A 24,951-nucleotide genomic window follows, 5' to 3' on the forward strand; every position below is an offset into this window, starting at 1 on the left:
ATGGACTGGATCAACATCAGCTTCTGGATCTTCGCCGCCGTCGCCGCTGTCTCGGGCGCCGCGGTGATCAGCGTGCGCAACCCCGTGCACGCGGTCCTGTTCCTCATCCTGACCTTCTTCAGCGTCGCCTGCGTCTGGCTGCTGGTCGGCGCCGAGTTCCTCGGCGTGGCCTTGATCCTGGTGTACGTCGGCGCGGTGATGGTGCTGTTCCTGTTCGTGGTGATGATGCTGGACATCGACGTGGCCCAGCTGCGCCAGGGCTGGGTCAGGTTCCTGCCGGTGGGCCTGCTGGTGGCCGTGGTCATGCTGGTGCAGATGCTGGTGCTGATCGGGGTCAAGGCCAAGGCCGGCGCCGCGCTGCCGGACAACGCCGCCGCCGCGGCCGCCGAGACCTCCAACATCACCTGGCTGGCGCGCTCGCTATTCACCGAGTTCCTGCTGCCGTTCGAGTTCGCCGCGGTGATCCTGACCGTGGCGGTGATCGCCGCGGTGATGCTGACCCTGCGCAAGCGCGAGGGCGTCAAGACGCAGGACCCGTCCGAACAGACCCGGGTCAAGGCGCGCGACCGCTTCCGCATGGTGCGCATGGAACCCGTGCGCCCGGTGGCGCCGGTCGTCGAAACCCCGGCCCAAGACGGTGCCCAGGAGGCCAAGTCGTGATCACCCTCGGACACCTGCTTGCGCTCGGCGCGGTGCTGTTCTGCATCTCGCTGGCCGGCATCTTCCTCAACCGCAAGAACGTGATCGTGCTGCTGATGTCGATCGAGCTGATGCTGCTGTCGGTCAACATCAACTTCGTGGCCTTCTCGCGCCAGCTGGGCGACACGGCCGGCCAGCTGTTCGTGTTCTTCATCCTCACCGTGGCCGCGGCCGAGGCCGCGATCGGCCTGGCGATCCTGGTCGCGCTGTTCCGCAGCCGGCGCACGATCAACGTGGCCGAAGTCGACTCCCTCAAGGGCTGATGTACTGATGACGGGCCAACTTCTCCTTTCCAAGTCCGTGCTGCTGGCCGTGGTGCTCGCGCCATTGCTGGGCAGCATCATCGCCGGCCTGTTCGGGCGGCAGGTCGGCCGTGCCGGCGCGCATACCGTCACCATTCTGGGCGTGGCCGTCAGCTGCGCGCTGTCGTGCTGGACGCTGTACCAGCTGGTGTGGGGCGGGGCGTCGCCGTTCAACGAGAACCTGTACACCTTCTTCGACGTCGGCAGCTTCCAGGGCCATGTCGGCTTCATGGTCGACCGCCTGACCGCGATGATGATGGTGGTGGTGACCTTCGTCTCCCTGCTGGTGCACGTCTACACCATCGGCTACATGGCCGACGATCCGGGCTACCAGCGCTTCTTCAGCTACATCTCGCTGTTCACCTTCTCGATGTTGATGCTCGTGATGAGCAACAACTTCCTGCAGCTGTTCTTCGGCTGGGAAGCGGTGGGCCTGGTCTCCTACCTGCTGATCGGCTTCTGGTTCAAGCGCCCCACGGCCGTGTTCGCCAACCTCAAGGCCTTCCTGGTCAACCGCGTGGGCGACTTCGGCTTCCTGCTCGGCATCGCCGCGGTGCTGATGGCCTTCCGCACGCTGGACTACGCCACCGTGTTCTCCTACGCGCCGCTGGCCGCCAACGCCAAGCTCGCCCAGGTCTGGCCGCAGGTCGAAGGCCTGCAGCAGGCGTTCGAGTGGATCGGCGGCTGGTCGCTGATGACGGTCATCTGCATCGGGCTGTTCATCGGCGCGATGGGCAAGTCGGCCCAGGTGCCGCTGCACGTGTGGCTGCCTGATTCGATGGAAGGCCCGACCCCGATCTCGGCGCTGATCCACGCCGCGACGATGGTCACCGCGGGCATCTTCATGGTGGCGCGCATGTCGCCGCTGTTCGAGCTGTCGCAGACCGCGCTGAACTTCATCCTGTTCATCGGTGCGACCACGGCCTTCTTCACCGGCCTGATCGGCATCGTGCAGAACGACATCAAGCGCGTGGTCGCGTATTCCACGCTGTCCCAGCTGGGCTACATGACCGTGGCCCTGGGCGTGTCGGCCTACAGCGCCGGCGTGTTCCACCTGATGACCCACGCCTTCTTCAAGGCGCTGCTGTTCCTGGGCGCCGGCTCGGTGATCATCGGCATGCACCACGAGCAGGACATGCGCAAGATGGGCGGCCTGCGCAAGTACATGCCGATCACCTACGTGACCATGATCATCGGCACGCTGGCCCTGGTCGGGACGCCGTTCTTCTCCGGCTTCTATTCCAAGGACACCATCATCGAGGCCGCCGCGCACCACGCGCATGTCTCGCACAACTGGATCGCCACCTACGGCTACTGGGCGGTGCTGGGCGGCGTGCTGATCACCAGCTTCTACAGCTTCCGTCTGCTGTTCCTGACCTTCCACGGCGCCGAGCGCTTCCGCGATGTGGCGCACGACGATCACGGCCATGGCCATGACCACGCGCATCACGACGCGCACGGCGATGCCGAGCACACCGATGCCGAGGCCCAGGTCCACGGTCATGACGATCACGGCCACCACGGTCCGCACATCCCGCACGAGTCGCCCTGGGTGGTGACCTTGCCGCTGATCCTGCTGGCCATCCCCTCGGTGCTGATCGGCTTCTTCACCATCGGGCCGATGCTGTTCGGCACCGACTGGGCCGGCCACCACGCCGAAGGCGGCGTGCCGGGCCAGGCCGTGAAGTTCTTCACCGGCATCATCGATTTCTACGATCCCGCGCGCGACACCGTCGGCGCCCTGGCCGAGGAGTTCCATGGTCCGGTGGCCTTCGCGCTGCACGGCTTCCTGGGCGTGCCGTTCTGGCTGACCCTGGCCGGCTTCGCCCTGGCCGCGGTGCTGTACCTGGTGCTCTCGCCGGAATGGCCGGCCAAGCTGCGCCAGCGCTTCTCCGGTCTGGTCAAGATCCTGGAGGCCAAGTACGGCTTCGACATCCTGTGGATCGACGGCTTCGCCGGCGGCGGTCTGCAGCTGGGCAGGATCTCGCGCTGGATCGACACCCGCATCATCGATGGCGTCTTCGTCAACGGCAGCGCTCGCGTGGTCGAGCTGGCCTCGCAGCTGCTGCGCCGCACCCAATCCGGTTTCCTCTACCACTATGCGTTCGCCATGATCATCGGCCTGGTTGCACTGCTGGCCGTCGTGTCTTGGGCCTGGCGCTGATCTGTACGGATACGAACACGTGTCGAACTTGCTGAGCATTCTGATCTGGCTGCCGATCCTCGGCGGTGCCCTGGCACTGGCGATGGGCACCGGCCGCGCCCAGGCCGCCCGCTGGCTGGCGCTGGTCGTGGCCCTGCTGACCTTCCTGGCGAGCCTGCCGCTGCTGATCCACTTCCAGTGGGGCAGTGCGGACATGCAGTTCGTCGAGAAGCACGCCTGGGTGCCGGCCTTCGACATCTGGTACGCGCTGGGCGCCGACGGCATCTCGGTCTCGCTGATCGTGCTGACCACGCTGACCACGGTGCTGGCGCTGATCGGCGCCTGGACGGCGGTGGACAAGCGCGTCAACCAGTACGTGGCCGCCTTCCTGATGCTCGAGGGCATGATGGTCGGCGTGTTCTGCGCCACCGACGCGATGCTGTTCTACGTGTTCTTCGAGGCGATGCTGATCCCGATGTTCCTGATCATCGGTGTCTGGGGCGGCCCGCGCCGCATCTACGCCTCGGTCAAGTTCTTCCTGTACACCTTCCTCGGCTCGGTGCTGATGCTGGTCGGCCTGGTCTACCTGTACATCAAGGGTGGCCAGCTGGGTCATGCCAGCTTCCAGTTCGCCGACCTGTACGTGCTGCCGCTGACCGCCAAGGAGCAGACCTGGTTGTTCTTCGCCTTCCTGATCGCCTTCGCGGTCAAGGTGCCGATGTTCCCGGTCCACACCTGGCTGCCGGACGCGCACGTGGAAGCGCCGACCGCCGGCTCGGTGATCCTGGCGGCGATCATGCTGAAAATCGGTGGCTACGGCTTCCTGCGCTTCTCGCTGCCCATCACGCCCGATGCGGCGCACGAGTGGGGCACGCTGGTCATCGTGCTGTCGCTGATCGGCGTGGTCTACGTCGGCCTGGTGGCGCTGGTCCAGGAGGACATGAAGAAGCTGATCGCCTATTCGTCGGTCTCGCACATGGGCTTCGTGACCCTGGGCACCTTCATCGCCTCGGGCCTGCTGCGCGACTATGACAACGTCGATGCGGCGCGCCTGGGCCTGCAGGGCGCGATGGTGCAGATGATCTCGCACGGCTTCGTCTCCGGCGCGATGTTCTCCTGCGTGGGCGTGGTCTACGACCGCATGCACACGCGCATGATCAAGGACTACGGCGGCGTGGCCAATGTGATGCCGTGGTTCGCGGTGTTCTTTGTGTTCTTCGGCATGGCCAACTCCGGCCTGCCGGGCACCAGCGGCTTCGTCGGCGAGTTCATGGTCATCCTGGCCAGCTTCCAGAAGCACCCCTACATCGCCTTCATCGCCGCGCTGACCCTGATCATCGGCGCCGGCTACACGCTGTGGCTGGTCAAGCGCGTGCTGTACGGAGAGGTCGCCAACAGCCACGTGGCCGAGCTGACCGACATCAACTGGCGCGAGGCGCTGGTGCTGGGGGTGTTCGCGGCCGGCACGCTGGCGCTGGGTGTCTATCCCAAGCCGCTGACCGACCTGCTGGAACCCTCGATCGCGCAACTGGCGATGCAGCTCGCCACCAGCAAGCTGTAAGGACTTCACGCCATGGCCGCTCCAATGCTTCCTTCCGCCCCCGTCACCGACCTGTTGCCGATCATCCCGGAACTGGTCGTCGTCGCCGGCGCCTTCGCGCTGCTGATCCTGGACGTGTTCCTGGACGCGCGCCGCCGCGCCATCACCCATGGCCTGACGCTGCTGGTGCTGGCGGTGACCTTCGTCCTGCTGGTCAGCCACACCGGCGTGGACCTCTCGCAGGGCCCGGCCCACGTCTTCCACGACATGTTCGTGCGCGATGCTCTGGCCGATGTGACCAAGGCCGCGATCGTGCTGGTCTCGGGCCTGTCGCTGATCTACGGCTGGCCTTACCTGCGCGAGCGCAATCTCTATCCGGGCGAGCTGCCGGTGCTGGTGCTGTTCGCCACCGCCGGCATGATGATGCTGGTCTCGGCCGGCAGCCTGGTCATGGTCTACCTGGGCCTGGAGCTGCTGTCGCTGTGCTCGTACGCGATGGTCGGCATGAACCGCGACAACGGCCTGTCCACCGAAGCGGCGATGAAGTACATCGTGCTCGGCTCGATCGCCTCGGGTCTGCTGCTGTACGGCATGTCGCTGGTGTACGGCGCCACCGGTTCGCTGGACCTGGCCCAGATCAACGGCGCGATCGCCGGCATCACCGATCGCCCGATGCTGCTGACCGGCATGGTGTTCATGGTCTGCGGCATCGCTTTCAAGCTGGGCGCCGCGCCGTTCCACATGTGGCTGCCGGACGTCTACCAGGGCGCGCCGACCCCGATCACGCTGTTCATCAGCTCCGGTCCCAAGCTGGCGGCCTTCGCCATGGCCTACCGCGTGCTGGAGCAGGGCGTCGGCCCGACCCAGCCGCAGTGGCATCTGCTAATGGCCGCCCTGGCGACGCTGTCGCTGGTGATCGGCAACGTGGTGGCCATCGCCCAGACCAACCTCAAGCGCATGCTGGCGTATTCGACCGTGTCGCACGTGGGCTTCCTGATCCTGGGCCTGGCCGGCGGCGGCGCGGAAGGCTATGCGGCGGCGCTGTTCTACGGCATCGCTTATGCGCTGATGTCGGCGGCCTCGTTCGGCGCGATCCTGGTGCTCTCGCGCGCCGGCTTCGAGGCCGACACGATCGACGACTTCAAGGGCCTGAGCGCGCGCAGTCCGTGGATGGCCGGCATGGTGCTGTGCGTGATGGCCTCGCTGGCCGGCGTGCCGCCGTTCCTGGGCTTCTGGGCCAAGCTGGTGGTGCTGCGCGCCGCGGTCAACGGCGACCTGATGTGGCTGGCGCTGGTGGGCGTGGTGTGCGCGGTGATCGGCGCGTTCTACTACCTGCGCGTGATCAAGGTGATGTATTTCGATGAGCCGGTGGGTTCCCTTCCGGTGCCGCGTTCAGGTAAACTGGTCCCCGTGGTGTTTGGTGTCAATGCACTGGGTCTGCTGGTGCTGGGAATCGCCTGGAATCCGGTGATGACCTGGTGCAAAGCCGCTTTCGGCATTTGATACAAAAGAAGTTTCAGGGCTTGCATAAATCCCGCTGATTCTTCATAATTCCGCTTCTGCTGCGGGGTGGAGCAGTCTGGCAGCTCGTCGGGCTCATAACCCGAAGGTCGCAGGTTCAAATCCTGCCCCCGCTACCAAGTTTCCGGCATCGAAGTCCGCTTCGATCGCCAGGAGCCTGGGCTCGTAGAAACGCTTGTTCCCGTTTCTACATCCAGCGTCATCGGAAAAGGGCCCATTGGGCCCTTTTCCGTTTCTGAAAAACGCATTACGACGAGACTTCCGCCACGTGAGCGACAAGGCCACCGAGATCGCACAGCTGCTGCAGCCCACCGTTCAGGCCTTGGGTCTCGAGCTGCTGGGCGTGGAATACCTGCCGGCCACCGGCAACGCCACGCTGCGCCTGTACATCGACGTGCTCGAGGCCGAGCGCGAGACGCGCGTGGTCAACATCGACGACTGCGAGGCGGTCAGCCGCGAGGTCTCGGCCCAGCTGGACGTGGAGGATCCGATCAGCGGTAACTACACGCTGGAAGTGTCCTCGCCCGGCGTGGACCGTCCGCTGTTCACCGCGGCGCAGTTCGCGCGCTTCATCGGCGAGGAGGCCAAGGTCGTGCTGAAGCTGCCGCAGGACGGACGCCGCCGGCTGCAGGGCCGCATCGTGTCGGTCGAGGGCGAGGCGATCACGCTGGCCTTCGACAACCAGCAGCTGACCATCGCCGGCGACAACCTGGACAAGGCCCGGCTGATGCCCGACTGGGTCGCGCTGGGCCTGGCGCCGCAGCCGAAGAAGAAAGACGTGGGTGCCGGCAAGGGCAAGAAGAAGCCCGCCGCGCCCAAGCAAGTGCATTGATACCAACCCAACCCAACGACGGCCCGCGTGGTCGCGCTCGGAGTGATAGATGAGTAAGGAATTGTTGCTGGTGGTGGATGCGGTCGCCAACGAAAAAGGCGTGCCGCGTGAGGTGATCTTCGAGGCCATCGAGGCCGCGTTGGCGTCCGCCGCCAAGAAGCGCTATCCCGACCAGGACGTGCTGGTCCGCGTGTCCATCGACCAGAAGGACGGCACCTACGAGACCTTCCGCCGCTGGGAAGTGGTGGCCGACGACGTGGTCATGGAGTCGCCCGATCGCCAGATCCGCCTGATGGACGCGGTCGACGAGGCCGAAGGCGTCGAGGTGGGCGACTACATCGAAGAGCAGATCGAGAACCCCGATTTCGGCCGCATCGCCGCCCAGGCCGCCAAGCAGGTCATCGTGCAGCGCGTGCGCGAGGCCGAGCGCGCCCAGGTGGTCGATGCGTGGAAGGATCGCGTCGGCGAGCTGGTCACCGGCATCGTCAAGCGCGCCGAGCGCGGCAACATCTACGTGGACCTGGGCGGCAACGCCGAGGCCTTCATCGCCAAGGACAAGGGCATCCCGCGCGACGTGCTGCGCGCCGGCGACCGTGTGCGCGGCTACCTGTTCGATGTGCGTTCCGAGCCGCGTGGCCCGCAGCTGTTCATCAGCCGCGCCGCGCCGGAATTCATGATGGAGCTGTTCAAGCTGGAAGTGCCGGAAGTGGGCCAGGGCCTGGTCGAGATCAAGGCCTGCGCGCGCGATCCGGGCGACCGCGCCAAGATCGCCGTGCTGGCCCACGACACCCGCACCGATCCGATCGGCGCGTGCATCGGCATGCGCGGTTCGCGCGTGCAGGCGGTGAGCAACGAGCTCAACGGCGAGCGCGTGGACATCGTGCTGTGGAACGACAACCCGGCCAACTTCGTCATCAACGCGATGGCGCCGGCCGAGGTGCAGTCGATCATCGTCGACGAGGACCGCCATTCGATGGATCTGGCCGTGGCCGAGGACCGCCTGGCCCAGGCCATCGGCAAGGGCGGGCAGAACGTGCGCCTGGCCAGCCGCCTGACCGGCTGGCAGCTCAACGTGATGACCCAGGACCAGGTCGCGGCCAAGTCCGAGGCCGAGCAGGGCGTGGCCCGCCAGCTGTTCATGGACAAGCTGGAAGTGGACGAGGAGATCGCGCAGATCCTGGTCGCCGAAGGGTTCAGCACGGTCGAGGAGATCGCCTACGTCCCGGTCGGCGAGCTGCTGGCCGTGGAAGGCTTCGACGAGGACATCGTCGAGGAATTGCGCGCCCGCGCCCGCGACGCGCTGCTCAACGAGGCGCTGGCCGCCGAGGAGAGCGCCGAGGGCGACGGCCCGTCCGCCGACCTGCTGGCCCTGGACGGCATGGACGAGGCCACCGCCTACGCCCTGGCCTCGCACGGAGTGCGGACCAGCGAGGACCTGTCGGACCTGGCGGCCGACGAGGTGATGGAGTTCGGCATCGATGGGCTAGACGAGGCCCACGCCGCCGCGCTGATCCTGGCCGCCCGCGCCGAGGAGATCGCCCGCCTGGAGCGTGGCGAATGAGCCGGCCATGAACATCGCCCTGAATCCTTCAGGGTTTAGAATTCGCGTTTCCCTTGCTCTGGGCGAGGGGGCGCCAACCAGATCATAGGATCCGAATGTCGCAGCAAACCACCATCCGCAAGCTCGCCGAACTGGTCAACACGCCGGTCGACAAACTGATCGAACAGCTGGCCGAGGCCGGCATGAAGTTCAGTGGCCCCGACCAGGAAGTGTCCAGCACCGAAAAGATGAAGCTGCTCGGCTTCCTGCGTCGCACCCACGGCAAGGCCGACGGTGAGACCGAGGAGGCCGCGGCCTCGCGGAAGATCACCCTGGCACGCCGCAAGGTGCAGGAAGTGACGGTCAAGTCCGGCCGCAGCAACTCCACCGTGGCCGTGGAGGTGCGTCAGAAGCGCACCTACGTCAAGCCGACCGAGGCCCAGGCCAGCGAGGCGCGCCGCGCCGGCAGCGCCGCGGCCGCCAACGGCGGCGACGAGCGCGCCGAGATCCTGCGCAAGCTGGAAGAATCGCGCCAGCGCAACCTGGCCGAACAGCAGCGCCTGGCCGAGGTCGACCGCGCGCGCGCCGAGGAAATCGAGCGCAAGCGCCAGGAAGAGCTCGCCGCGCGCGCCGCCGCCGAGGCCGAGGCCCGCGCCGAGGCGCAGTCCGAGGACGAGGAGGCGGTCGCCGAGGAACCGGCGGCGCCGTCGGCCCCGCCGGCGCGCACGCCCATCGACGAGCGCAACGGCCCGATCGCCGGCATGTCCTCGATCCGCGTCCCGGCCAAGCCCGCCGCCCCGCGCAGCACGCCGGCCCCCGCGCGCAAGGAGCCCGAGCGTGGCGCCGGCGCGGCCGCGGCCAAGCACAAGACCCGCGGCTCGCACGCGATGGTCGCCGGCGTCGAGGACGACGACAGCACCCAGCGCTTCGCCGGGCAGCTGCACCTGTCGGCCGCCGACCGCGCCCGTCGTGGCGCCGCGCGCGGCAAGCCCAAGGCGCGTCGCCAGCTCGAGCAGAGCCGCGGCGGTTCGGGCAGCCACCAGTTCGAGCGCCCGACCGCGCCGGTCGTGCGCGAAGTGGCCATCGGCGATGCGATCAGCGTGGGCGACCTGGCGCAGAAGCTCGCGCTCAAGGGCGGCGATGTGGTCAAGGCGCTGTTCAAGATGGGCGTGATGGCCACCATCACCCAGACCATCGACCACGACACCGCCGCGCTGGTCACCGAGGAACTGGGCCACAAGGTGGTCAAGGCCAATACCGATTCGGCCGAGGACGCGCTGCTGGCCCACACCGAGGAAGTGCAGGGCGATCAGGCCCCGCGTCCGCCGGTGGTCACCATCATGGGCCACGTCGACCACGGCAAGACCTCGCTGCTGGACTACATCCGCCGCACCAAGGTCGCCACCGGCGAGGCCGGCGGCATCACCCAGCACATCGGCGCCTACCACGTCGAAACCGCCAACGGCGTCATCAGCTTCCTGGATACCCCGGGCCATGCGGCGTTCACCGCCATGCGTGCGCGCGGCGCCAAGCTGACCGACATCGTGGTCCTGGTCGTGGCCGCCGACGATGGCGTGATGCCGCAGACGATCGAGTCGGTACAGCAGGCCAAGGCGGCCGGCGTGCCGCTGATCGTGGCGATCAACAAGATGGACAAGTCCGACGCCGACCCGCTGCGCGTGAAGAACGAGCTGCTGGCCCACGACGTGGTCGCCGAGGAATTCGGCGGCGACACCCAGTTCATCGAGCTGTCGGCCAAGACCGGCCAGGGCGTGGATGCGCTGCTGGACGCGATCAGCCTGCAGGCCGAGGTGCTGGAACTGCGCGCCGTGCCCGAGGGCCGCGCCACCGGTACGGTCATCGAGTCCTCGCTGGACAAGGGCCGTGGCCCGGTCGCCACCGTGCTGGTCCAGCAGGGCCTGCTCAAGAAGGGCGATTACCTGGTCTGCGGCATCCAGTACGGCCGCGTGCGCGCGCTGTTCGACGAGACCGGCGGCCAGCCGGCCTCGGCCGGCCCGTCGATCCCGGTGCAGGTCCTGGGCCTGTCCGGCGTGCCCGATGCGGGCGACGACTTCGTGGTCGTCGACGACGAGCGCCTGGCCAAGGACGTGGCCCAGCAGCGCGATGCCAAGCGCCGCGAGTCGCGCCTGGTGGCCTCGGCCGGCAGCCGCATGGAAGACATCATGGCCCAGCTGGGCAAGGGCGAGGGCCAGCTGAGCCTCAACTTGATCGTCAAGGCCGACGTGCAGGGCTCGGTGGAAGCGCTGCGCCACTCGCTGGTGGCGCTGTCCAACGAAGACATCCGCATCAACATCATCAGCTCCGGCGTGGGCGGCATCACCGAGTCGGACGCCAACTCGGCGGTCGCCTCCAAGGCCACGATCATCGGCTTCAACGTGCGTGCCGACGCCTCGGCCCGCCGCATCGTCGAAGCCAATGGCGTGGACATGCGCTACTTCTCGATCATCTATGACGTGATCGACCAGGTGAAGCAGGTGGCGTCCGGTCTGCTGGGCGTGGAGATCCGCGAGGAGATCATCGGTATCGCCCAGGTGCGCGACGTGTTCCGCAGCTCCAAGTTCGGCGCGGTGGCCGGCTGTATGGTCATCGAGGGCGTGGTCAAGCGCTCCAAGCCGATCCGCGTGCTGCGCGACAACACGGTCATCTTCGAGGGCGAGCTGGAATCGCTGCGCCGCTTCAAGGAGAACGTGGACGAAGTGCGCAACGGCACCGAGTGCGGCATCGGCGTGAAGGCCTACAACGACGTCAAGGCCGGCGACCAGATCGAGTGCTTCGAGCGCATCGAGGTGCAGCGCACGCTGTGATCGCGCCCGTCTGCGCCGCGGCGGTTCCTTCAGGAATCGCCGCCGGCGCAGGCGCCGTGATCGCCGCATCGCTCGATTGCCATGCCGACCAAATCCTTCCATCGCACCGACCGCGTCTCCGCCCAGCTCCGCCGTGAGTTGGGCACGCTGGTGCACGAAGCCGTGCGCGAGCACGGCCTGCCGTCGGTCAGCGTGTCCGACGTCGAGGTCACCCGCGACCTGGCCCACGCCAAGGTGTTCGTCACCGCCCTGATGCCCGAGCGCTCCACCGAGGCGGTCAAGGGCCTGAAGGAACTAGCGCCGCAGATCCGCTACGCCCTGGCGCGTGCGGTGAAGATGCGCCACGTGCCTGAACTGCATTTCCACTACGACGATTCGGTGGACCGTGGCGAGCGCATCGAGACGCTGCTGCGCGAGAATCCGCTGCCGCCCGAATCCGGGTCCGACCAGGACTGATGACCGCCACCGACGCCGCCGCGATGCCGGACGCCGACGGTGCCGGACGCGGCGGTTCGGCGCGCGCCGACCAGCCGCGCGGAAAGCGCCCGCAGCGCCCGCGCACCAAGTTCCGCCGCGTCGACGGCATCCTGCTGCTGGACAAGCCCGGCGGCATGAGCTCCAACCAGGCCCTGCAGCGGGCCCGGCACCTGTTCGGCGCGGAGAAGGGCGGCCATACCGGCGCGCTCGATCCGCTGGCCACCGGCCTGCTGCCGCTGTGCTTCGGCGAGGCGACCAAGATCGCCGGCAGCCTGCTGGGCTCCGCCAAGGCCTACGACACCGTGGCCCGGCTGGGCCAGGTCACCGACACCGACGATGCCGAGGGCCAGGTGCTGCGCGAGCGGCCGGTCAAGGCCTATCCGATCGACCGCCTCGATGCGGCCCTGCGCGCGCTGACCGGGCACCTGCAGCAGCGCCCGCCGATCTATTCGGCGCTCAAGCGCGGCGGTGAGCCGCTGTACGCCAAGGCCCGGCGCGGCGAGGTGGTGGAGGTCGAGACTCGCCCGGTCTACGTGCGCGCCTTCGAACTGCAGTCGGCCGCCGACCTGCTCGACGCCGGCCAGCCGCTGCTGCGTCTGCATGTCGAATGCGGCTCGGGCACGTATGTGCGCAGCCTGGTGCGCGACCTCGGCGAGGCGCTGGGCTGCGGCGCGCACGTGGCCCAGCTGCGCCGGCTGTGGGTCGACCCGTTCCGCGAGCCGCGCATGTGGACCCTGGAGCAGCTCGAGGCCCTGGCCGAGCGCGACCCGCGCAGCCTGCAGGCCTGCCTGCTGCCGGTCGAGGCCGGCATGGTCGGCCTGCCGCGCATCGACCTGACCGACGAAGCCGCCGCGCGCCTGCGGCAGGGCCAGCGCCTGACCGGCGTGCCCGGCCCGGCCGGGACCGTGGCCGTGTTCGCCGAGTCCGGCCAGGTGCTGGGAATGGGACAGCTGTCCAAGGATGGGCTGCTTTCGCCCCAGCGGCTGTTCAACTGGCCGACCGGCGGCGCGGTGTCACCGGCCTGAAACCTTGTGCCACCGGGTGCTGGCCCCTACAATACCGCGGCCTTTTCAGGCCCTTGGCCGATCCCGGCCTTCACTCACCATTGCAAGCGGCGGACCAGGCGGTGCGCGCGGAGGACAGCCCGCGTTCCTGCAGGTCGCGCATCAACCAAGAGAAATCGACATGTCCATCGACACCCAGAAAGTCATTGAAGACAACAAGCGCGGCGCCAACGACACCGGCTCGCCGGAAGTCCAGGTCGCCCTGCTGACCGCCCGCATCGAGATGCTGACCGAGCACTTCAAGACCCACAAGAAGGATCACCACAGCCGTCGCGGCCTGCTGCAGCTGGTCAACCGCCGCCGCAGCCTGCTCGACTACCTGCACCGCAAGGATGCCCCGCGTTACAAGGCCCTGATCGAGAAGCTGGGCCTGCGTCGCTAAAACCAGATGACCGACCGCGGCGCAGTGATGCGCCGCGGTTCGTTTTTTCCGGCGTCGGAAAAAGATGCACTGCAACATGGCCGCATACGGTGGCCGCCCGGGCACGGCAGGGGCCGTCGCCCGGGACAACCAGATTCGAGACTCTTAGGAAACCCACGTGGCAAAAATCACCAAGACCTTCCAGTACGGCAAACACACCGTCACCCTCGAGACCGGCGAGATCGCCCGTCAGGCCAGCGGTGCCGTCATCGTCAAGATGGACGACACCGTACTGCTGGTCAGCGCCGTCGCCGCCAAGAGCGCGCGCGAGGGCCAGGACTTCTTCCCGCTGACGGTGGACTACCAGGAGAAGTTCTACGCCGGCGGCCGCATCCCCGGTGGCTTCTTCAAGCGCGAAGGCCGCGCCACGGAGAAGGAGACGCTGATCTCGCGCCTGATCGACCGGCCGATCCGTCCGCTGTTCCCCGAGGACTACAAGAACGAAGTCCAGATCATCGCCACGGTGATGTCGCTGAACCCGGAGATCGACGGCGACATCGCCGCCCTGATCGGCGCCTCGGCCGCGCTGTCGCTGGCCGGTACCCCGTTCAAGGGCCCGATCGGCGCCGCCAAGGTCGGCTACAAGAACGGCGAGTACATCCTCAACCCGACCGTGTCGGAGCTGAAGGACTCGCAGCTGGAGCTGGTCGTGGCCGGTACCGCCAACGCGGTGCTGATGGTCGAGTCCGAGGCCGCGCTGCTGTCCGAGGAAGTGATGCTGGGCGCGGTGACCTTCGGCCATCGCGAGATGCAGAAGGTGATCAACGCGATCAACGAGCTGACCGTCGAAGCCGGCACCAAGCCCTCCAGCTGGGTCGCCCCGGCCAAGAACGAGGCGCTGATCTCGGCGCTGAAGGAAGCCGTGGGCAGCAAGCTGGCCGAGGCCTTCCAGGTGCGCGACAAGCTGCAGCGCCGCGACGCCATCGCCGCGATCAAGAAGGACGTCATCGAAGCCCTGGCCGGTCGTGTCGAGGCCGAAGGCTGGGACAAGGCCGAGCTGTCCAAGGAGTTCGGCGAGCTCGAGTACCGCACCATGCGCGACTCGGTGCTGGACACCAAGATCCGCATCGACGGCCGTGCGCTGGATACGGTGCGCCCGATCTCCGTGCAGGCCGGCGTGCTGCCGCGCACCCACGGCTCGGCGCTGTTCACCCGCGGCGAGACCCAGGCGATCGTGGTCACCACGCTGGGCACCGCGCGCGATGGCCAGGTGATCGACGCGGTCAGCGGCGAGTACAAGGACAACTTCCTGTTCCATTACAACTTCCCGCCGTACTCGGTGGGTGAGTGCGGCCGCTTCGGCGCGCCGAAGCGTCGCGAGATCGGCCACGGCCGTCTGGCCAAGCGCGGCGTGCTGGCCGTGATGCCGACCCTGGAAGAGTTCCCGTACACCATCCGCGTGGTCTCGGAGATCACCGAGTCCAACGGCTCCTCGTCGATGGCCTCGGTGTGCGGCTCGTCGCTGGCGCTGATGGACGCCGGCGTGCCGGTCAAGGCGCCGGTCGCCGGTATCGCGATGGGCCTGGTGAAGGAGGACGACCGCTTCGTGGTGCTGTCCGACATCCTGGGCGACGAGGATCACCTGGGCGACATGGACTTCAAGGTCGCCGGTACCTCCGAGGGCGTGTCCGCGCTGCAGATGGACATCAAGATCGAAGGCATCACCGAAGAGATCATGAAGCAGGCGCTGGAGCAGGCCAAGGCCGGCCGTCTGCACATCCTCGGCGAGATGTCCAAGGCCCTGACCAGCCCGCGCGCCGAGCTGTCGGACTACGCGCCGCGCCTGATCACCATCAAGATCCACCCCGACAAGATCCGCGAAGTGATCGGCAAGGGCGGCTCGGTGATCCAGGCGATCACCAAGGAGACCGGCACGCAGATCGACATCCAGGACGACGGCACGATCACCATCGCCTCGGTCAACGGCGCTGCCGGCCAGGCCGCCAAGTCGCGCATCGAGCAGATCACCTCGGACATCGAGCCGGGCCGCATCTACGAGGGCAAGGTCGCCAAGCTGATGGACTTCGGCGCGTTCGTGACCATCGCCCCGGGCAAGGACGGTCTGGTGCACGTCTCGCAGATTTCCTCCGAGCGCGTGGAGAAGGTCTCCGACAAGCTCAAGGAAGGTGACGTGGTCAAGGTCAAGGTGCTGGAAGTGGACAAGCAGGGCCGCATCCGCCTGTCCATGAAGGCCGTGGAAGAAGGCGAGGGCGTGACCGAGTAATCGGTTGGCTATCGCTTGATTAGAAAAAGGCGGGCTTTGGCCCGCCTTTTTCTTTGGAGGTGTTTCCCGCTTGATCGAGGGATCACGGCGCGCGGGCGGTCATGGGCTTCGGAGGGGCAGCGTTTCGGCGGACGGGGGCCGCTTTTCCCTCAATCAGGGCATCCTGCCCTGATTTAAGGCGCTCGGCTTCCTGCCTCGCGAGGCGCGGCCCCCGCCCGCCGGAACGCTGCCTCACGCGTCAGGTCACAGGACTTCGGTTTGAGCCCCCTCCCTTGCGCGCAGCGCAGGGGAGGGATGGGGAGGGGTCGGGGCTTTACCGGTCAAGCCACCTAAGCAAGAGCAACAGCACCCCACCCCGGCCCTCCCCTTCGCCTGCGGCGAAAGGGAGGGGGCAAAGCGCTGCTCGATGCCTTCGAGTGGGAAGAAGTCCTGATCTATTCGCCGCAGCGCCTCGACCCGGGCGGGCGCGCGGAGATCGGGCCAGGGATGGCTCGCGGTGGTGAGTCCGTAGATGGCGGACCGAGCCGAGGAGCCACGCCTGGCCGGGTCGAGGCTGGTTGGCGAAGTCAGCGCACCGCCGCCGCACGCATGTCTCAACTGGTTCACGCACCCCCGCACCGCCGCACTCCGCACTCCGCACTCCGTACCCACACCCACACCCACACCCACACCCACACCCACACCCACATCCACATCCACATCCACATCCACATCCAAGCGAAGCGCTTTTTTGTGGGCGCAGGACGCCCTGCTAGAGTGCGGCGACATTCGCGCAGGGAAGGGAGGAGCGTCGTGGGGACATCGACCGATCTGGATCGCTTCGTGCGCGATGCGCTGTTGGCGGGGCAGTCGCGGCAGGCCATCCGCGCGGTGCTGCTGCAGGCGGGCTGGTCGCCCGAGCAGCTGGCCAATGTGCTGGACGACTATGCCGAGGTCGATTTCCCCGTGCCGGTGCCGCGCCCGCGGGCGTCGCTGTCGGCGCGCGACGCCTTCATGTATCTGGTGCTGTTCTCGCTGCTGTATTTCCTCTGCTATCACCTGGGCAGCCTGCTGTTCGACATGATCAATGCCGCGTTGCCGGATCCGGCCGACGACGGGGCGCGCCTGGATTTCTTCGCGTGCACGCGCTTTTCGACTGCTGCGCTGCTGATCGCCTTCCCGGCCTTCGCCTGGCTGGCCGGGCGGCTGCACCGCGAGATCCGCCAGGCGCCGATCAAGCGGCTCTCGCCGGTGCGGCGCTGGCTGACCTATCTGACCTTGTTCGTCAGCACGCTGACCCTGATCGGCGACATGACGGCCCTGGTCTACAACCTGCTGTCGGGTGAGATCACCTGGCGCTTCCTGCTGAAGGTGCTGGTGGTGGCGGCGATCGCGGGCAGCGTGTTCGGCTACTACCTGCGCGATCTGCGCAGCGACGAGGCCAGCGCCGCATCGGCGCTGCCGCTGGGGCGTCGCCTGCTGCTGATCGGCGGCCTGCTGGCGATCGGCGCGGTGGTCGGGGGTTTCGTCCTGACCGGCGGTCCGGTGCATCAGCGCGCTCTACGCATGGATCAGCGCCGGGTGAGCGATCTGCAGGACATCGTCACCGCCGTCCAGGCCTATGCGACGGAACATCGCCGCTTGCCGGCCAGCCTGGCTGACATGGCGGCGCAGCCTGGCGTCGGGCTCGCCACCCAGGATCCAGTGAGTGCCGCGCCCTACAGCTATACCACGCTGGGGCCGAAGCGCGTGCGCCTCTGCGCGGCGTTCGAGACCGATACCGCCGGCAAGCGCCCGCGTCGGCCCTGGATGATCGAGGCGCAGTGGGCGCACGGCGTGGGCCGCACCTGCTTCGAGCGCGACATCGAACTGCCCAAGCCCGAGGACGCGCAAGGCCAGGCAGCGGCGCAGCCGTAGCGCCCGATGGTGGCGACGGACGCGACGGCGTGTCCGGGCTTCACCGCAGCGGCAGGCTGAGCGTGGCGCGCAATCCCTTTGGGTGGCGGTTGGCCAGGAGCAGCCGGCCGCCGTGCGCTTCGGCGATGCGCTCGGCGATGGCCAGGCCAAGGCCGGCGCCGCCGGTTGCGCGGCTGCGTGAGCTTTCCAGGCGCTTGAACGGGGTGGTGATGCCGGCCAGCTGGTCTTCCGGGATGCCGGGGCCTTCGTCGTCGATGTGCAGGTCGATCCGGTCGACGTGCGCTTCGATGCTAAGGCGCGCGCTGCCGGCGAAGCGCAGCGCGTTGTCGAGCAGGTTGTCTATGGCGCGGTGCAGGGTGGTGGGGTCGGCCTGGAGGCGTGTATCCCGGTTCGCCGGGACGGAGGCGACGGCCTGACCCAGCGAGACCCGGTCCGCCGCGATGCCCGCGACCAGGGCGTCGAGATCGACCGGCTGCAGCCGCGCCGGCTGCGCCTGGGCATGCGCGTAGGCGAGCATCTGCTCGATCATGGCGGCCATGCGGTCCAGGTCGCCGATCATGCGCTGGCGGTCGGCGCCGGGGACGAGCTCGGCGCGGATGCGCAGGCCGGTCAGCGGCGTGCGCAGGTCGTGGGCGATGGCGGCGAAGGCCTGCAGGCGTTCGCCGGCATGCCGGGCCAGGCGGGCGTGCATGGCGTTCATCGCCTCGCCGACCGCGCGCAGCTCCGGGGGGCCGTCGAGCGGGAAGCCCGCGCCACTGTCCAGGTCGCTGATCGCCGCCGCCCGCGCCAGGCGCTGGATCGGCCGGGAGAGCCGCCTGGCCGCGAACCACACCGGCAGCGCCAGCAGCGCCATCGCCACGCCGAACGCCGCCGTCATCCGCAGCCGCCAGCCCGCCAGCCGCTGGTCGATGGGCGTCAGCGTGCGCCAGCGTCCGTCGCTGCCCTGTATCGCCGCGGTGAAGGCGGGCAGCGAGGTGTCCATGCCGACCCGCGCATCGGCGTCGTAGCGCATCTGGAAGCCGCGCGCGTCGCTGTCCACCAGCAGGGTGCGGTCGCCGATCAGGACCACGCTCTGCCCGTTGCCGCTGGCCTTGCCCGCGCCCGCCGCGTCCAGCCAGCACGCCCGTACGCGCCCCGGCTGGGTACGTGCGGCCTGCGCCAGCGTCGCCTCCACCGGCGCGACGCGGGGACAGCCGGGCGGCGCAGCAAGCGGCTCGATCCTGAAGCGGCCGCCGTGCTGCCCTTCGAGGGCGGCCGCGGCCTCGCGCACGCTCATGCGGATGGGCGCGGGCGTGGGCGTGGCCAGGACGATGCCGAAGCACAGGGCGAAGGCCAGCAGCAGGGTGACCAGCGCCAGCGCCGCCACCTGCACCAGGATGGGTGGCGGCCTCATCCCCGCGTCACCGGTGCCTGGAAGCGATAGCCGAGGCTGCGCACGGTCTCGATCAGGGCAGCGCCCCCGGCCGCGGCCAGGCGCCGGCGCAGGCGGCTGACGGCCAGGTCGATCGCGCGGTCGAACGGCCCTTCCGCCGCCTCGTGGGTCAGGTCCAGCAGCCGGTCGCGGCTGAGTACGCGGCTGGGATGCCGGACGAAGGCCAGCAGCATCCGGGATTCCCCGGCGGTCAGTGCGAGCGTCGCGCCGTCGGGCGTGGTCAGGCGGTGGGCATCGGCCTCGAACACCCATCCGGAGAACAGATAGGGACTGGTCGGCGGAGCGGCGCGCGGCGCCTGCCGGCGCAGGATGGCGCGCACCCGGGCCAGCAGTTCGCGCGGGTCGAAGGGCTTGCCGAGGTAGTCGAACGCGCCGACCTCCAGGCCGACGACGCGGTCGGTCACCTCGACCAGCGCGCTGAGCAGCAGGACCGGTGGGCCGTCCTGGCTCAGGCGCCGGCAGATCGACAGCCCGTCCTCGCCCGGCAGCATGATGTCCAGGATCACCAGATCGGCCGGCTGGCGCTGAAGCAGCGCGTCCAGGCCGGCGGCATCGTCGGTGCCGCGCACCTCGAAGCCATGCCGGCCCAGGTAGGCGACGATGGCCTCGCGCACGCTGTCGTCGTCCTCGACCACGACGATCCGGTTGTCCTTGCCTGCCATGCGCCTTTCATAAAGCGGAGACGTATCGGGATTGTGTCGCCATCGGCGCTGGCGATACAGGCCGGGCATCGAGGCGATACGGCGCGGCGCTGGAATGGCGGCCTTGTCCACTTCCCTGGAGTCACCGATGCATCTGCGTGCGATGTTCCGTTCCCTTTGCTGGCTGGGCGTTGGCGGCGTTGGCGGCGTCTTCCCCGTACAGGCGTTGCCGATCACCGCGGACGGTCATGACGATCCGGCAGCGACCGCCGCGGCGGCCATCGCCGAATACCGGGTGCTGTGCCAGCGCGACCATGCGCGGCTGTGGGGCCAGAACCTGTGCGGCCCGATCATGCTGGTCGAGCGCGACACGCGCACGCTGTTCGTGGACCGCGATGTGCCCGGGCAGGGCCTGCAGCGGCGGCGCGGCGTGTTCGTGGGCCAGTTGCCGGCGGACATCGGCATCGCCAACACCGCGACCGACTGGGCCGGGCAGCGCTGGACGATGCTGCAGCTGCCGCTCCCGCAGGACCGGCAGGCCCGGGCCGAACTGCTGATGCACGAGGCGTTCCATCGCATCCAGCCCGCGCGCCTGCCACCGCCCGTCGCGCCGCTGCCCGAGCACCTGGACCAGTTCGACGGGCGCGTCGGCCTGCGGCTGGAATGGCGCGCGCTGGCGCAGGCGCTGCGCAGCCGCAGCGCGCAGCGCCAGGCGGCCATCGCCGATGCGCTGGCGTTCCGCGCCTGGCGGCGGCAACGCTTCCAGGACGCGGCCTTGCGCGAGAACGCGCTGGAGATCAACGAGGGGCTGGCCGAATACACCGGCCGCCGCCTCGGCGACGCGGACGATCCCGCCGTGTCGGCCATCGCCACGCTGGACGACTACGACCACCGGCGCGGCTATGTGCGCAGCTTCGCCTATGCGTCCGGGCCGGCCTATGGCCTGCTGCTGGACGCGCTGGCGCCGGGCTGGCGCCAGGGCCTGCGGCCCGACAGCGACCTGGGAACCCTGCTGCAGCACGCCGCCGGTGACCCGCCGCTGCCCGATCCCACCGTGGCCGGCCGGCGCTACGGTGAGGAGGCGATCCGCCGCGAGGAAACCACGATCCGCGAGGCGCACGACCAGCAGGCCGCGCAGTGGCGCGCGCAGCTGGTGGACGGCCCGCTGCTGCGGCTGCCGCTGGTGCACATGAGCATCGAGTTCGACCCGCGCACCGTGTTCCCCCTGCCGCCGCAGGGCACGGTCTATCCGCACGCGATCATCCGCGACGACTGGGGCACGCTGACGGTCGAGCGCGGCGTGCTGCTCGCCGGCGACTGGAAGTCCGCGACGGTGGCCGGACCGGCCAGCGCGGTGGACGGCCGCAACCAGGGGCCGGGCTGGACGCTGGAGCTGGCGGCGGACTGGGTGCTGGCCGACGGGGTGGTACGTCGTCGATCCGAGGCGCAGCCGCCGGCGCCGGCTACACCCAGCCGGTGAGGTAATACGCGGCGATCACCACGAACACCGCCAGCGTCTTGACCAGGGTGATGGCGAACACGTCCTTGTAGGACTGGCGGTGGCTCAGGCCGGTGACCGCCAGCAGGGTGATCACCGCGCCGTTGTGCGGCAGGGTGTCCATGCCGCCGGAGGCCATCGCGGCCACGCGGTGCAGCACCTCCATCGAGATGCCGGCCGCCTGCGCGTTGGCGATGAAGCTGTCGGCCATTGCCGCCAGGGCGATGCTCATGCCGCCGCTGGCCGAGCCGGTGATGCCGGCCAGCGCGGTGACCGAGACGGCCTCGTTGACCAGCGGGTTGGGGATCGCGCCCAGCCCGTGGGCCACCACCAGGAAGCCCGGCAGCGCCGCGATCACCGCGCCGAAGCCGTATTCGGATGCGGTGTTCATCGAGGCCAGCAGCGCGCCGCCGATCGCCGAGCGGGTGCCCTCGGCGAAGCTGGCCAGCACCGGCCTCCAGGCGAAGGCGATCACGCAGGCGATGCCGCACAGCAGCGCGGCCTGCACGGCCCAGATCGCGGCGACCTTGGAGACCTCCTGCACCACCGGCGCCGGGTTGCCGATCACCGCCGGCACGAACGAGGCGCTGCTGCCGTACCACTGCGGGATCCAGCGGGTGAAGGCGAAGTTGGCCACGCCCACCACCAGCAGCGGCAGGATCGCCAGCAGGGGGTGGGCCAGGCGATCGCCCCTGAAGGGTTCGGGTTCGTTGCGCAGTTCGCCGCCGTAGCCCTCGCCGGCGCGCGCGGCGGCGCGGCGGCGCCATTCCAGATAGCTCATGCCCAGCACCAGGATGAACACCGCGCCCAGCGTGCCCAGCACCGGCGCGGCCCAGGCCGTGGTGCCGAAGAACGCGGTGGGGATGATGTTCTGGATCTGCGGCGTGCCGGGCAGCGCGTCCATGGTGAAGGTGAAGGCGCCCAGCGCGATGGTGCCGGGGATCAGCCGCTTGGGGATGTCGCTCTGGCGGAACAGCTCGGCGGCGAAGGGATACACGGCGAACACCACCACGAACAGCGACACCCCGCCGTAGGTCAGCAGCGCGCACACCAGCACGATCGACAGCATTGCCCGCTGCGCGCCGACCACGCGGATGGTGGCCGCCACGATCGACTTGGAGAAGCCGGAGATCTCGATCAGCTTGCCGAACACCGCGCCCAGCAGGAACACCGGAAAGTACAGCTTGAGGAAACCGACCATCTTCTCCATGAACAGGCCGGTGAACATCGGCGCCACCAACGAGGCGTCGGTGAGCAGCACCGCGCCGAGCGCGGCCACCGGTGCGAACAGGATGACGCTGTAGCCGCGGTAGGCCACGAACATCAGAAAGCACAGCGCGGCCAGCACGATCAGGAACGACATGGCACCACTCTCCAGCCGCCAGGACACGGCTTGCGCGGGGCGAGTATCGGCAGCGGCCGCATGGACGCGCTCCTGTACCAAGGTACAAGTGATGGCCCTGCGGCCGGTGCCTAGAGTTGCGCCCAACTTGCGGCGATCCCGCCGCGAGGTCGTACCCGGGGAGGAGGGGAATGACCATGAAGCGCAAGCACCTGTGCCTGGCGATCGCCGGCTTGTTGATGACGCCGGCCAGCGGCGCGTGGGCCCAGCAAACCGAACCTGGCCAGGCGAGCGAGGGCGCCAAGGCCACCACGCTCGACGCGGTCACCGTCACCGCGCGCAAGCGCGAGGAGACCCTGCAGGAAGTGCCGGTGGCGGTGACCGCCTTCACCCCGCAGGCGCTGGACAAGCTCAACATCCAGGACATCGGCGATCTCGATGCGCAGGTGCCCAACCTGACCATCTATGCCGCGCGCGGTTCCACCAGCACCGCGACCGTGTACATCCGCGGCGTGGGTCAGGCCGATCCGCTGTGGGGCGTGGATCCGGGCGTGGGCATCTACCTGGACGATGTCTACATCGCCCGACCGCAGGGCGCGCTGCTGGACGTGTTCGACGTCGGCCGCATCGAGGTGCTGCGCGGCCCGCAGGGCACGCTCTACGGCAAGAACACCATCGGCGGCGCCATCAAGTACATCAGCCGCGAGCTGCCCAAGCAGCTGGACGGCTACGCCCAGCTGACCGTGGGCAACTACGACCAGCTCGACTTCAAGGGCGGCATCGGCGGCCCGATCGGCGGCAGCGAGGCGCTGCGCGCGCGGCTGTCGGTGGCCAGCATGAACCGCGACGGCTTCGGCAAGAACCTCGTCAACGACCAGGAGGTCAGCGACAAGGAGATCAACGCCGCGCGCTTCCAGCTGGGCGCCTTCGCCAACGAGCAGTTCGATGCGCAGTTCGCGGTGGACTGGCTGGACGACCAGTCCGGCGTGCGCGGCGCCAAGCTGCTCAAGGCCAATCCGCTGGCGCCGGCCTATCCGCCGCTGTCCGGCCGCTACGACATCCGCAGCGGCATGCCCAACGTCAACGACACCACGGTCAAGGGCGCCTCGGCCACGCTCAACTGGCGGCCCAGCGCCGACTGGGCGGTCAAGTACGTGATCGCCAAGCGCGAGTCGGATACCGATACCAATATCGACTTCGACGAGACCCCGCTGAAGCTGGTCGACGTGCATGCCGACTATTACGACCAGCAGGTCAGCCACGAGCTGCAGGCCAACTACGATGGCGGCGGTCGCGCGCGTGGGGTCATGGGCCTGTACTACTTCGACGGCGAGGCCGGTGGCCAGGTCCGCAACTACTTCTCCAATCCCTACCTGCCCAGGTCGCTGACCAATCCGCTGTTCGGCGACACCCAGGGCAAGGTGCTGACCAAGAGCGTGGCGCTGTATGCGGACTGGACCTTCGATCTGACCGACAAGCTCAAGCTGGACGTCGGCGCGCGCTACACCGACGAGGACAAGCACGCCATCGCCCTCAACCGCTTCTACACCAGCGACAGCTACACCACCTCCTGGGGCACGGCGGCCAACTTCGACAAGACGGTCAACTTCAAGAACGTCTCGCCCAAGCTGTCGGTCGATTACCAGTTCACGCCCGACCTGATGGCTTACGTGTCGGCCTCGCGCGGCTTCAAGTCCGGCGGCTACAACATTCGCGCCAACACCACCGCAGTGCCGCGCTCGGGCCAGCCCTTCGACGACGAGCAGGTGGACAGCTACGAGATCGGCAGCAAGATGGGGCTGCTGGACGGCCGCGCCTTCCTCAACCTGGCCTACTTCTACAACAAGTACAAGGATATCCAGCTCTCGGTCTTCACCCAGTACCAGTTGCCCAACGGCAGCTATAGCTTCTTCGGCGACTTCACCAACGCCGGCAAGGGCACGGTGCAGGGCGTGGAGGTGGAGTACCAGTTCCTGCCGACCCGGCACTGGCTGATCAGCGGCAACCTGGCCTGGCTGGATGCCAAGTACGACGAGTTCATGAGCGGCGGCGTCAACATCGCCAAGACCCAGTACTTCACCAACGCGCCCAAGTACTCCGGCGCGCTGAACGTGGAGTGGCGCACCGATCTGGCCGGCGGCGGCAACCTGTCCGCGCGCGCCACCTACAGCTACCAGAGCGAGGTCTGGCCCACCACCGACCTGTCCAAGGAGATCCGCCAGGATGGTTACGGCCTGCTGTCGGCCGGCGTGATCTGGAAGCTCGACGACGCCTGGAGCCTGTCGCTGCAGGGCACCAACCTGACCGACAAGGCCTACCGCACCACCGGCTACAACATCGCCGCCTACGGCGTGCTGACCGGCTTCTATGGCGCGCCCCGCCAGGTGCAGGCCAGCGTGCGCTACGACTTCTGACCGCCGCGTGGTCAGGGTCGAACGACGGGCCCGGCGCAAGCCGGGCCTCGTCCATCCGGGGCAGGGCGCTGGCGGTATGCTCGGCCAATGGGGAGGCAGGACACATCGCAGGCGCGCGCCGCACGGCGCTGGTGCGGGCA

The 24,951-nt window shown here is 68.4% G+C and carries 17 protein-coding genes, 1 tRNA gene and 1 pseudogene; 16 read left to right on the plus strand and 3 right to left on the minus strand.

The genetic code is table 11. The annotated features are described in order from the left end of the window. The 14 genes and pseudogenes from WFQ05_RS00860 (at position 1) to WFQ05_RS00925 (ending at position 17,484) form a co-directional block, all read left to right on the plus strand. A complete protein-coding gene (locus WFQ05_RS00860; RefSeq protein WP_130529645.1) occupies positions 1-660 on the plus strand; it encodes an NADH-quinone oxidoreductase subunit J in 660 nt (219 codons plus the stop codon). Next, complete coding sequence (gene nuoK, locus WFQ05_RS00865) at positions 657-962, plus strand: NADH-quinone oxidoreductase subunit NuoK (protein ID WP_130521777.1); 306 nt, start codon at positions 657-659, stop codon at positions 960-962. Before WFQ05_RS00860 ends, nuoK begins: the two co-directional genes overlap by 4 nt. A 7-nt stretch (positions 963-969) precedes the next feature. After that, positions 970-3,165 (plus strand): NADH-quinone oxidoreductase subunit L, encoded by a 2,196-nt coding sequence (gene nuoL, locus WFQ05_RS00870; RefSeq protein WP_337052242.1) that lies wholly within the window; start codon positions 970-972, stop codon positions 3,163-3,165. 19 nt (positions 3,166-3,184) lie between these two features. Next, positions 3,185-4,705: an NADH-quinone oxidoreductase subunit M gene (locus WFQ05_RS00875; RefSeq protein ID WP_130521775.1), complete on the plus strand. Its 1,521-nt coding sequence runs from the start codon at positions 3,185-3,187 to the stop codon at positions 4,703-4,705. A gap of 12 nt (positions 4,706-4,717) precedes the next feature. After that, positions 4,718-6,187, plus strand: coding sequence for an NADH-quinone oxidoreductase subunit NuoN (nuoN, locus tag WFQ05_RS00880; RefSeq protein ID WP_306992481.1), 1,470 nt, complete (start codon positions 4,718-4,720; stop codon positions 6,185-6,187). Between the two features lie 60 nt (positions 6,188-6,247). Continuing rightward, a tRNA-Met gene (locus WFQ05_RS00885) sits at positions 6,248-6,324 on the plus strand. Positions 6,325-6,473: 149 nt separating this feature from the next. After that, a pseudogene (gene rimP, locus WFQ05_RS00890) lies at positions 6,474-6,968 on the plus strand (ribosome maturation factor RimP); the annotation flags it as partial. A gap of 118 nt (positions 6,969-7,086) precedes the next feature. Further along, positions 7,087-8,598 carry a transcription termination factor NusA gene (nusA, locus tag WFQ05_RS00895; RefSeq protein WP_130529651.1) on the plus strand — a complete coding sequence of 504 codons (1,512 nt, stop codon included), beginning with the start codon at positions 7,087-7,089 and terminating at the stop codon, positions 8,596-8,598. 95 nt (positions 8,599-8,693) lie between these two features. Continuing rightward, on the plus strand, positions 8,694-11,402 hold the full coding sequence (gene infB / locus WFQ05_RS00900) for a translation initiation factor IF-2 (RefSeq protein ID WP_165394487.1): 2,709 nt from the start codon (positions 8,694-8,696) through the stop codon (positions 11,400-11,402). A gap of 81 nt (positions 11,403-11,483) precedes the next feature. Further along, positions 11,484-11,858, plus strand: coding sequence for a 30S ribosome-binding factor RbfA (gene rbfA / locus WFQ05_RS00905; protein WP_165402894.1), 375 nt, complete (start codon positions 11,484-11,486; stop codon positions 11,856-11,858). Then, a complete protein-coding gene (gene truB, locus WFQ05_RS00910; protein ID WP_337052243.1) occupies positions 11,858-12,904 on the plus strand; it encodes a tRNA pseudouridine(55) synthase TruB in 1,047 nt (348 codons plus the stop codon). The genes rbfA and truB overlap by 1 nt, the downstream gene beginning before the upstream one ends. A gap of 160 nt (positions 12,905-13,064) precedes the next feature. Next, positions 13,065-13,325, plus strand: a complete 261-nt coding sequence (gene rpsO / locus WFQ05_RS00915) for a 30S ribosomal protein S15 (protein ID WP_130519451.1) — start codon at positions 13,065-13,067, stop codon at positions 13,323-13,325. Positions 13,326-13,482: 157 nt separating this feature from the next. Next, complete coding sequence (pnp, locus tag WFQ05_RS00920) at positions 13,483-15,588, plus strand: polyribonucleotide nucleotidyltransferase (protein ID WP_130519453.1); 2,106 nt, start codon at positions 13,483-13,485, stop codon at positions 15,586-15,588. 792 nt (positions 15,589-16,380) lie between these two features. Then, positions 16,381-17,484, plus strand: a complete 1,104-nt coding sequence (locus WFQ05_RS00925; RefSeq protein ID WP_337052246.1) for a DUF5671 domain-containing protein — start codon at positions 16,381-16,383, stop codon at positions 17,482-17,484. A 40-nt stretch (positions 17,485-17,524) separates the two neighbouring features. Here WFQ05_RS00925 and WFQ05_RS00930 read toward each other — a convergent pair whose 3' ends face one another. Together WFQ05_RS00930 and WFQ05_RS00935 are read right to left on the minus strand one after the other, a co-directional pair. Continuing rightward, on the minus strand, positions 17,525-18,877 hold the full coding sequence (locus WFQ05_RS00930; RefSeq protein ID WP_337052247.1) for a HAMP domain-containing sensor histidine kinase: 1,353 nt from the start codon (positions 18,875-18,877) through the stop codon (positions 17,525-17,527). Continuing rightward, complete coding sequence (locus WFQ05_RS00935; RefSeq protein WP_337052248.1) at positions 18,874-19,578, minus strand: response regulator; 705 nt, start codon at positions 19,576-19,578, stop codon at positions 18,874-18,876. The genes WFQ05_RS00930 and WFQ05_RS00935 overlap by 4 nt, the downstream gene beginning before the upstream one ends. A 142-nt stretch (positions 19,579-19,720) precedes the next feature. Here WFQ05_RS00935 and WFQ05_RS00940 point away from each other — a divergent pair, with 142 nt between their 5' ends. Beyond that, a complete protein-coding gene (locus WFQ05_RS00940; protein ID WP_337052249.1) occupies positions 19,721-21,037 on the plus strand; it encodes a hypothetical protein in 1,317 nt (438 codons plus the stop codon). On the opposite strand, the gene WFQ05_RS00945 is transcribed toward WFQ05_RS00940, so the two are convergent. Next, on the minus strand, positions 21,021-22,418 hold the full coding sequence (locus tag WFQ05_RS00945; RefSeq protein WP_337052250.1) for a GntP family permease: 1,398 nt from the start codon (positions 22,416-22,418) through the stop codon (positions 21,021-21,023). The genes WFQ05_RS00940 and WFQ05_RS00945 overlap by 17 nt on opposite strands. A 176-nt stretch (positions 22,419-22,594) precedes the next feature. Between WFQ05_RS00945 and WFQ05_RS00950 the strand changes: the two genes are divergently transcribed. Further along, positions 22,595-24,811 carry a TonB-dependent receptor gene (locus WFQ05_RS00950; protein ID WP_337052251.1) on the plus strand — a complete coding sequence of 739 codons (2,217 nt, stop codon included), beginning with the start codon at positions 22,595-22,597 and terminating at the stop codon, positions 24,809-24,811. Positions 24,812-24,951 lie beyond the last annotated feature (140 nt).

Origin of the sequence: Pseudoxanthomonas sp. USHLN014 (assembly GCF_037153335.1) — a bacterium.
GTDB lineage: Bacteria > Pseudomonadota > Gammaproteobacteria > Xanthomonadales > Xanthomonadaceae > Pseudoxanthomonas_A > Pseudoxanthomonas_A winnipegensis.

Coding starts and splice junctions, on each gene's coding strand:
- WFQ05_RS00860 (WP_130529645.1), top strand. CDS start 1: ATGGACTGGATCAACATCAGCTTCTGGATCTTCGCCGCCGTCGCCGCT.
- nuoL (WP_337052242.1), top strand. CDS start 970: ATGACGGGCCAACTTCTCCTTTCCAAGTCCGTGCTGCTGGCCGTGGTG.
- nuoN (WP_306992481.1), top strand. CDS start 4,718: ATGGCCGCTCCAATGCTTCCTTCCGCCCCCGTCACCGACCTGTTGCCG.
- nusA (WP_130529651.1), top strand. CDS start 7,087: ATGAGTAAGGAATTGTTGCTGGTGGTGGATGCGGTCGCCAACGAAAAA.
- infB (WP_165394487.1), top strand. CDS start 8,694: ATGTCGCAGCAAACCACCATCCGCAAGCTCGCCGAACTGGTCAACACG.
- rbfA (WP_165402894.1), top strand. CDS start 11,484: ATGCCGACCAAATCCTTCCATCGCACCGACCGCGTCTCCGCCCAGCTC.
- truB (WP_337052243.1), top strand. CDS start 11,858: ATGACCGCCACCGACGCCGCCGCGATGCCGGACGCCGACGGTGCCGGA.
- rpsO (WP_130519451.1), top strand. CDS start 13,065: ATGTCCATCGACACCCAGAAAGTCATTGAAGACAACAAGCGCGGCGCC.
- WFQ05_RS00930 (WP_337052247.1), bottom strand. CDS start 18,877: ATGAGGCCGCCACCCATCCTGGTGCAGGTGGCGGCGCTGGCGCTGGTC.
- WFQ05_RS00935 (WP_337052248.1), bottom strand. CDS start 19,578: ATGGCAGGCAAGGACAACCGGATCGTCGTGGTCGAGGACGACGACAGC.
- WFQ05_RS00940 (WP_337052249.1), top strand. CDS start 19,721: ATGTTCCGTTCCCTTTGCTGGCTGGGCGTTGGCGGCGTTGGCGGCGTC.
- WFQ05_RS00945 (WP_337052250.1), bottom strand. CDS start 22,418: ATGTCGTTCCTGATCGTGCTGGCCGCGCTGTGCTTTCTGATGTTCGTG.
- WFQ05_RS00950 (WP_337052251.1), top strand. CDS start 22,595: ATGAAGCGCAAGCACCTGTGCCTGGCGATCGCCGGCTTGTTGATGACG.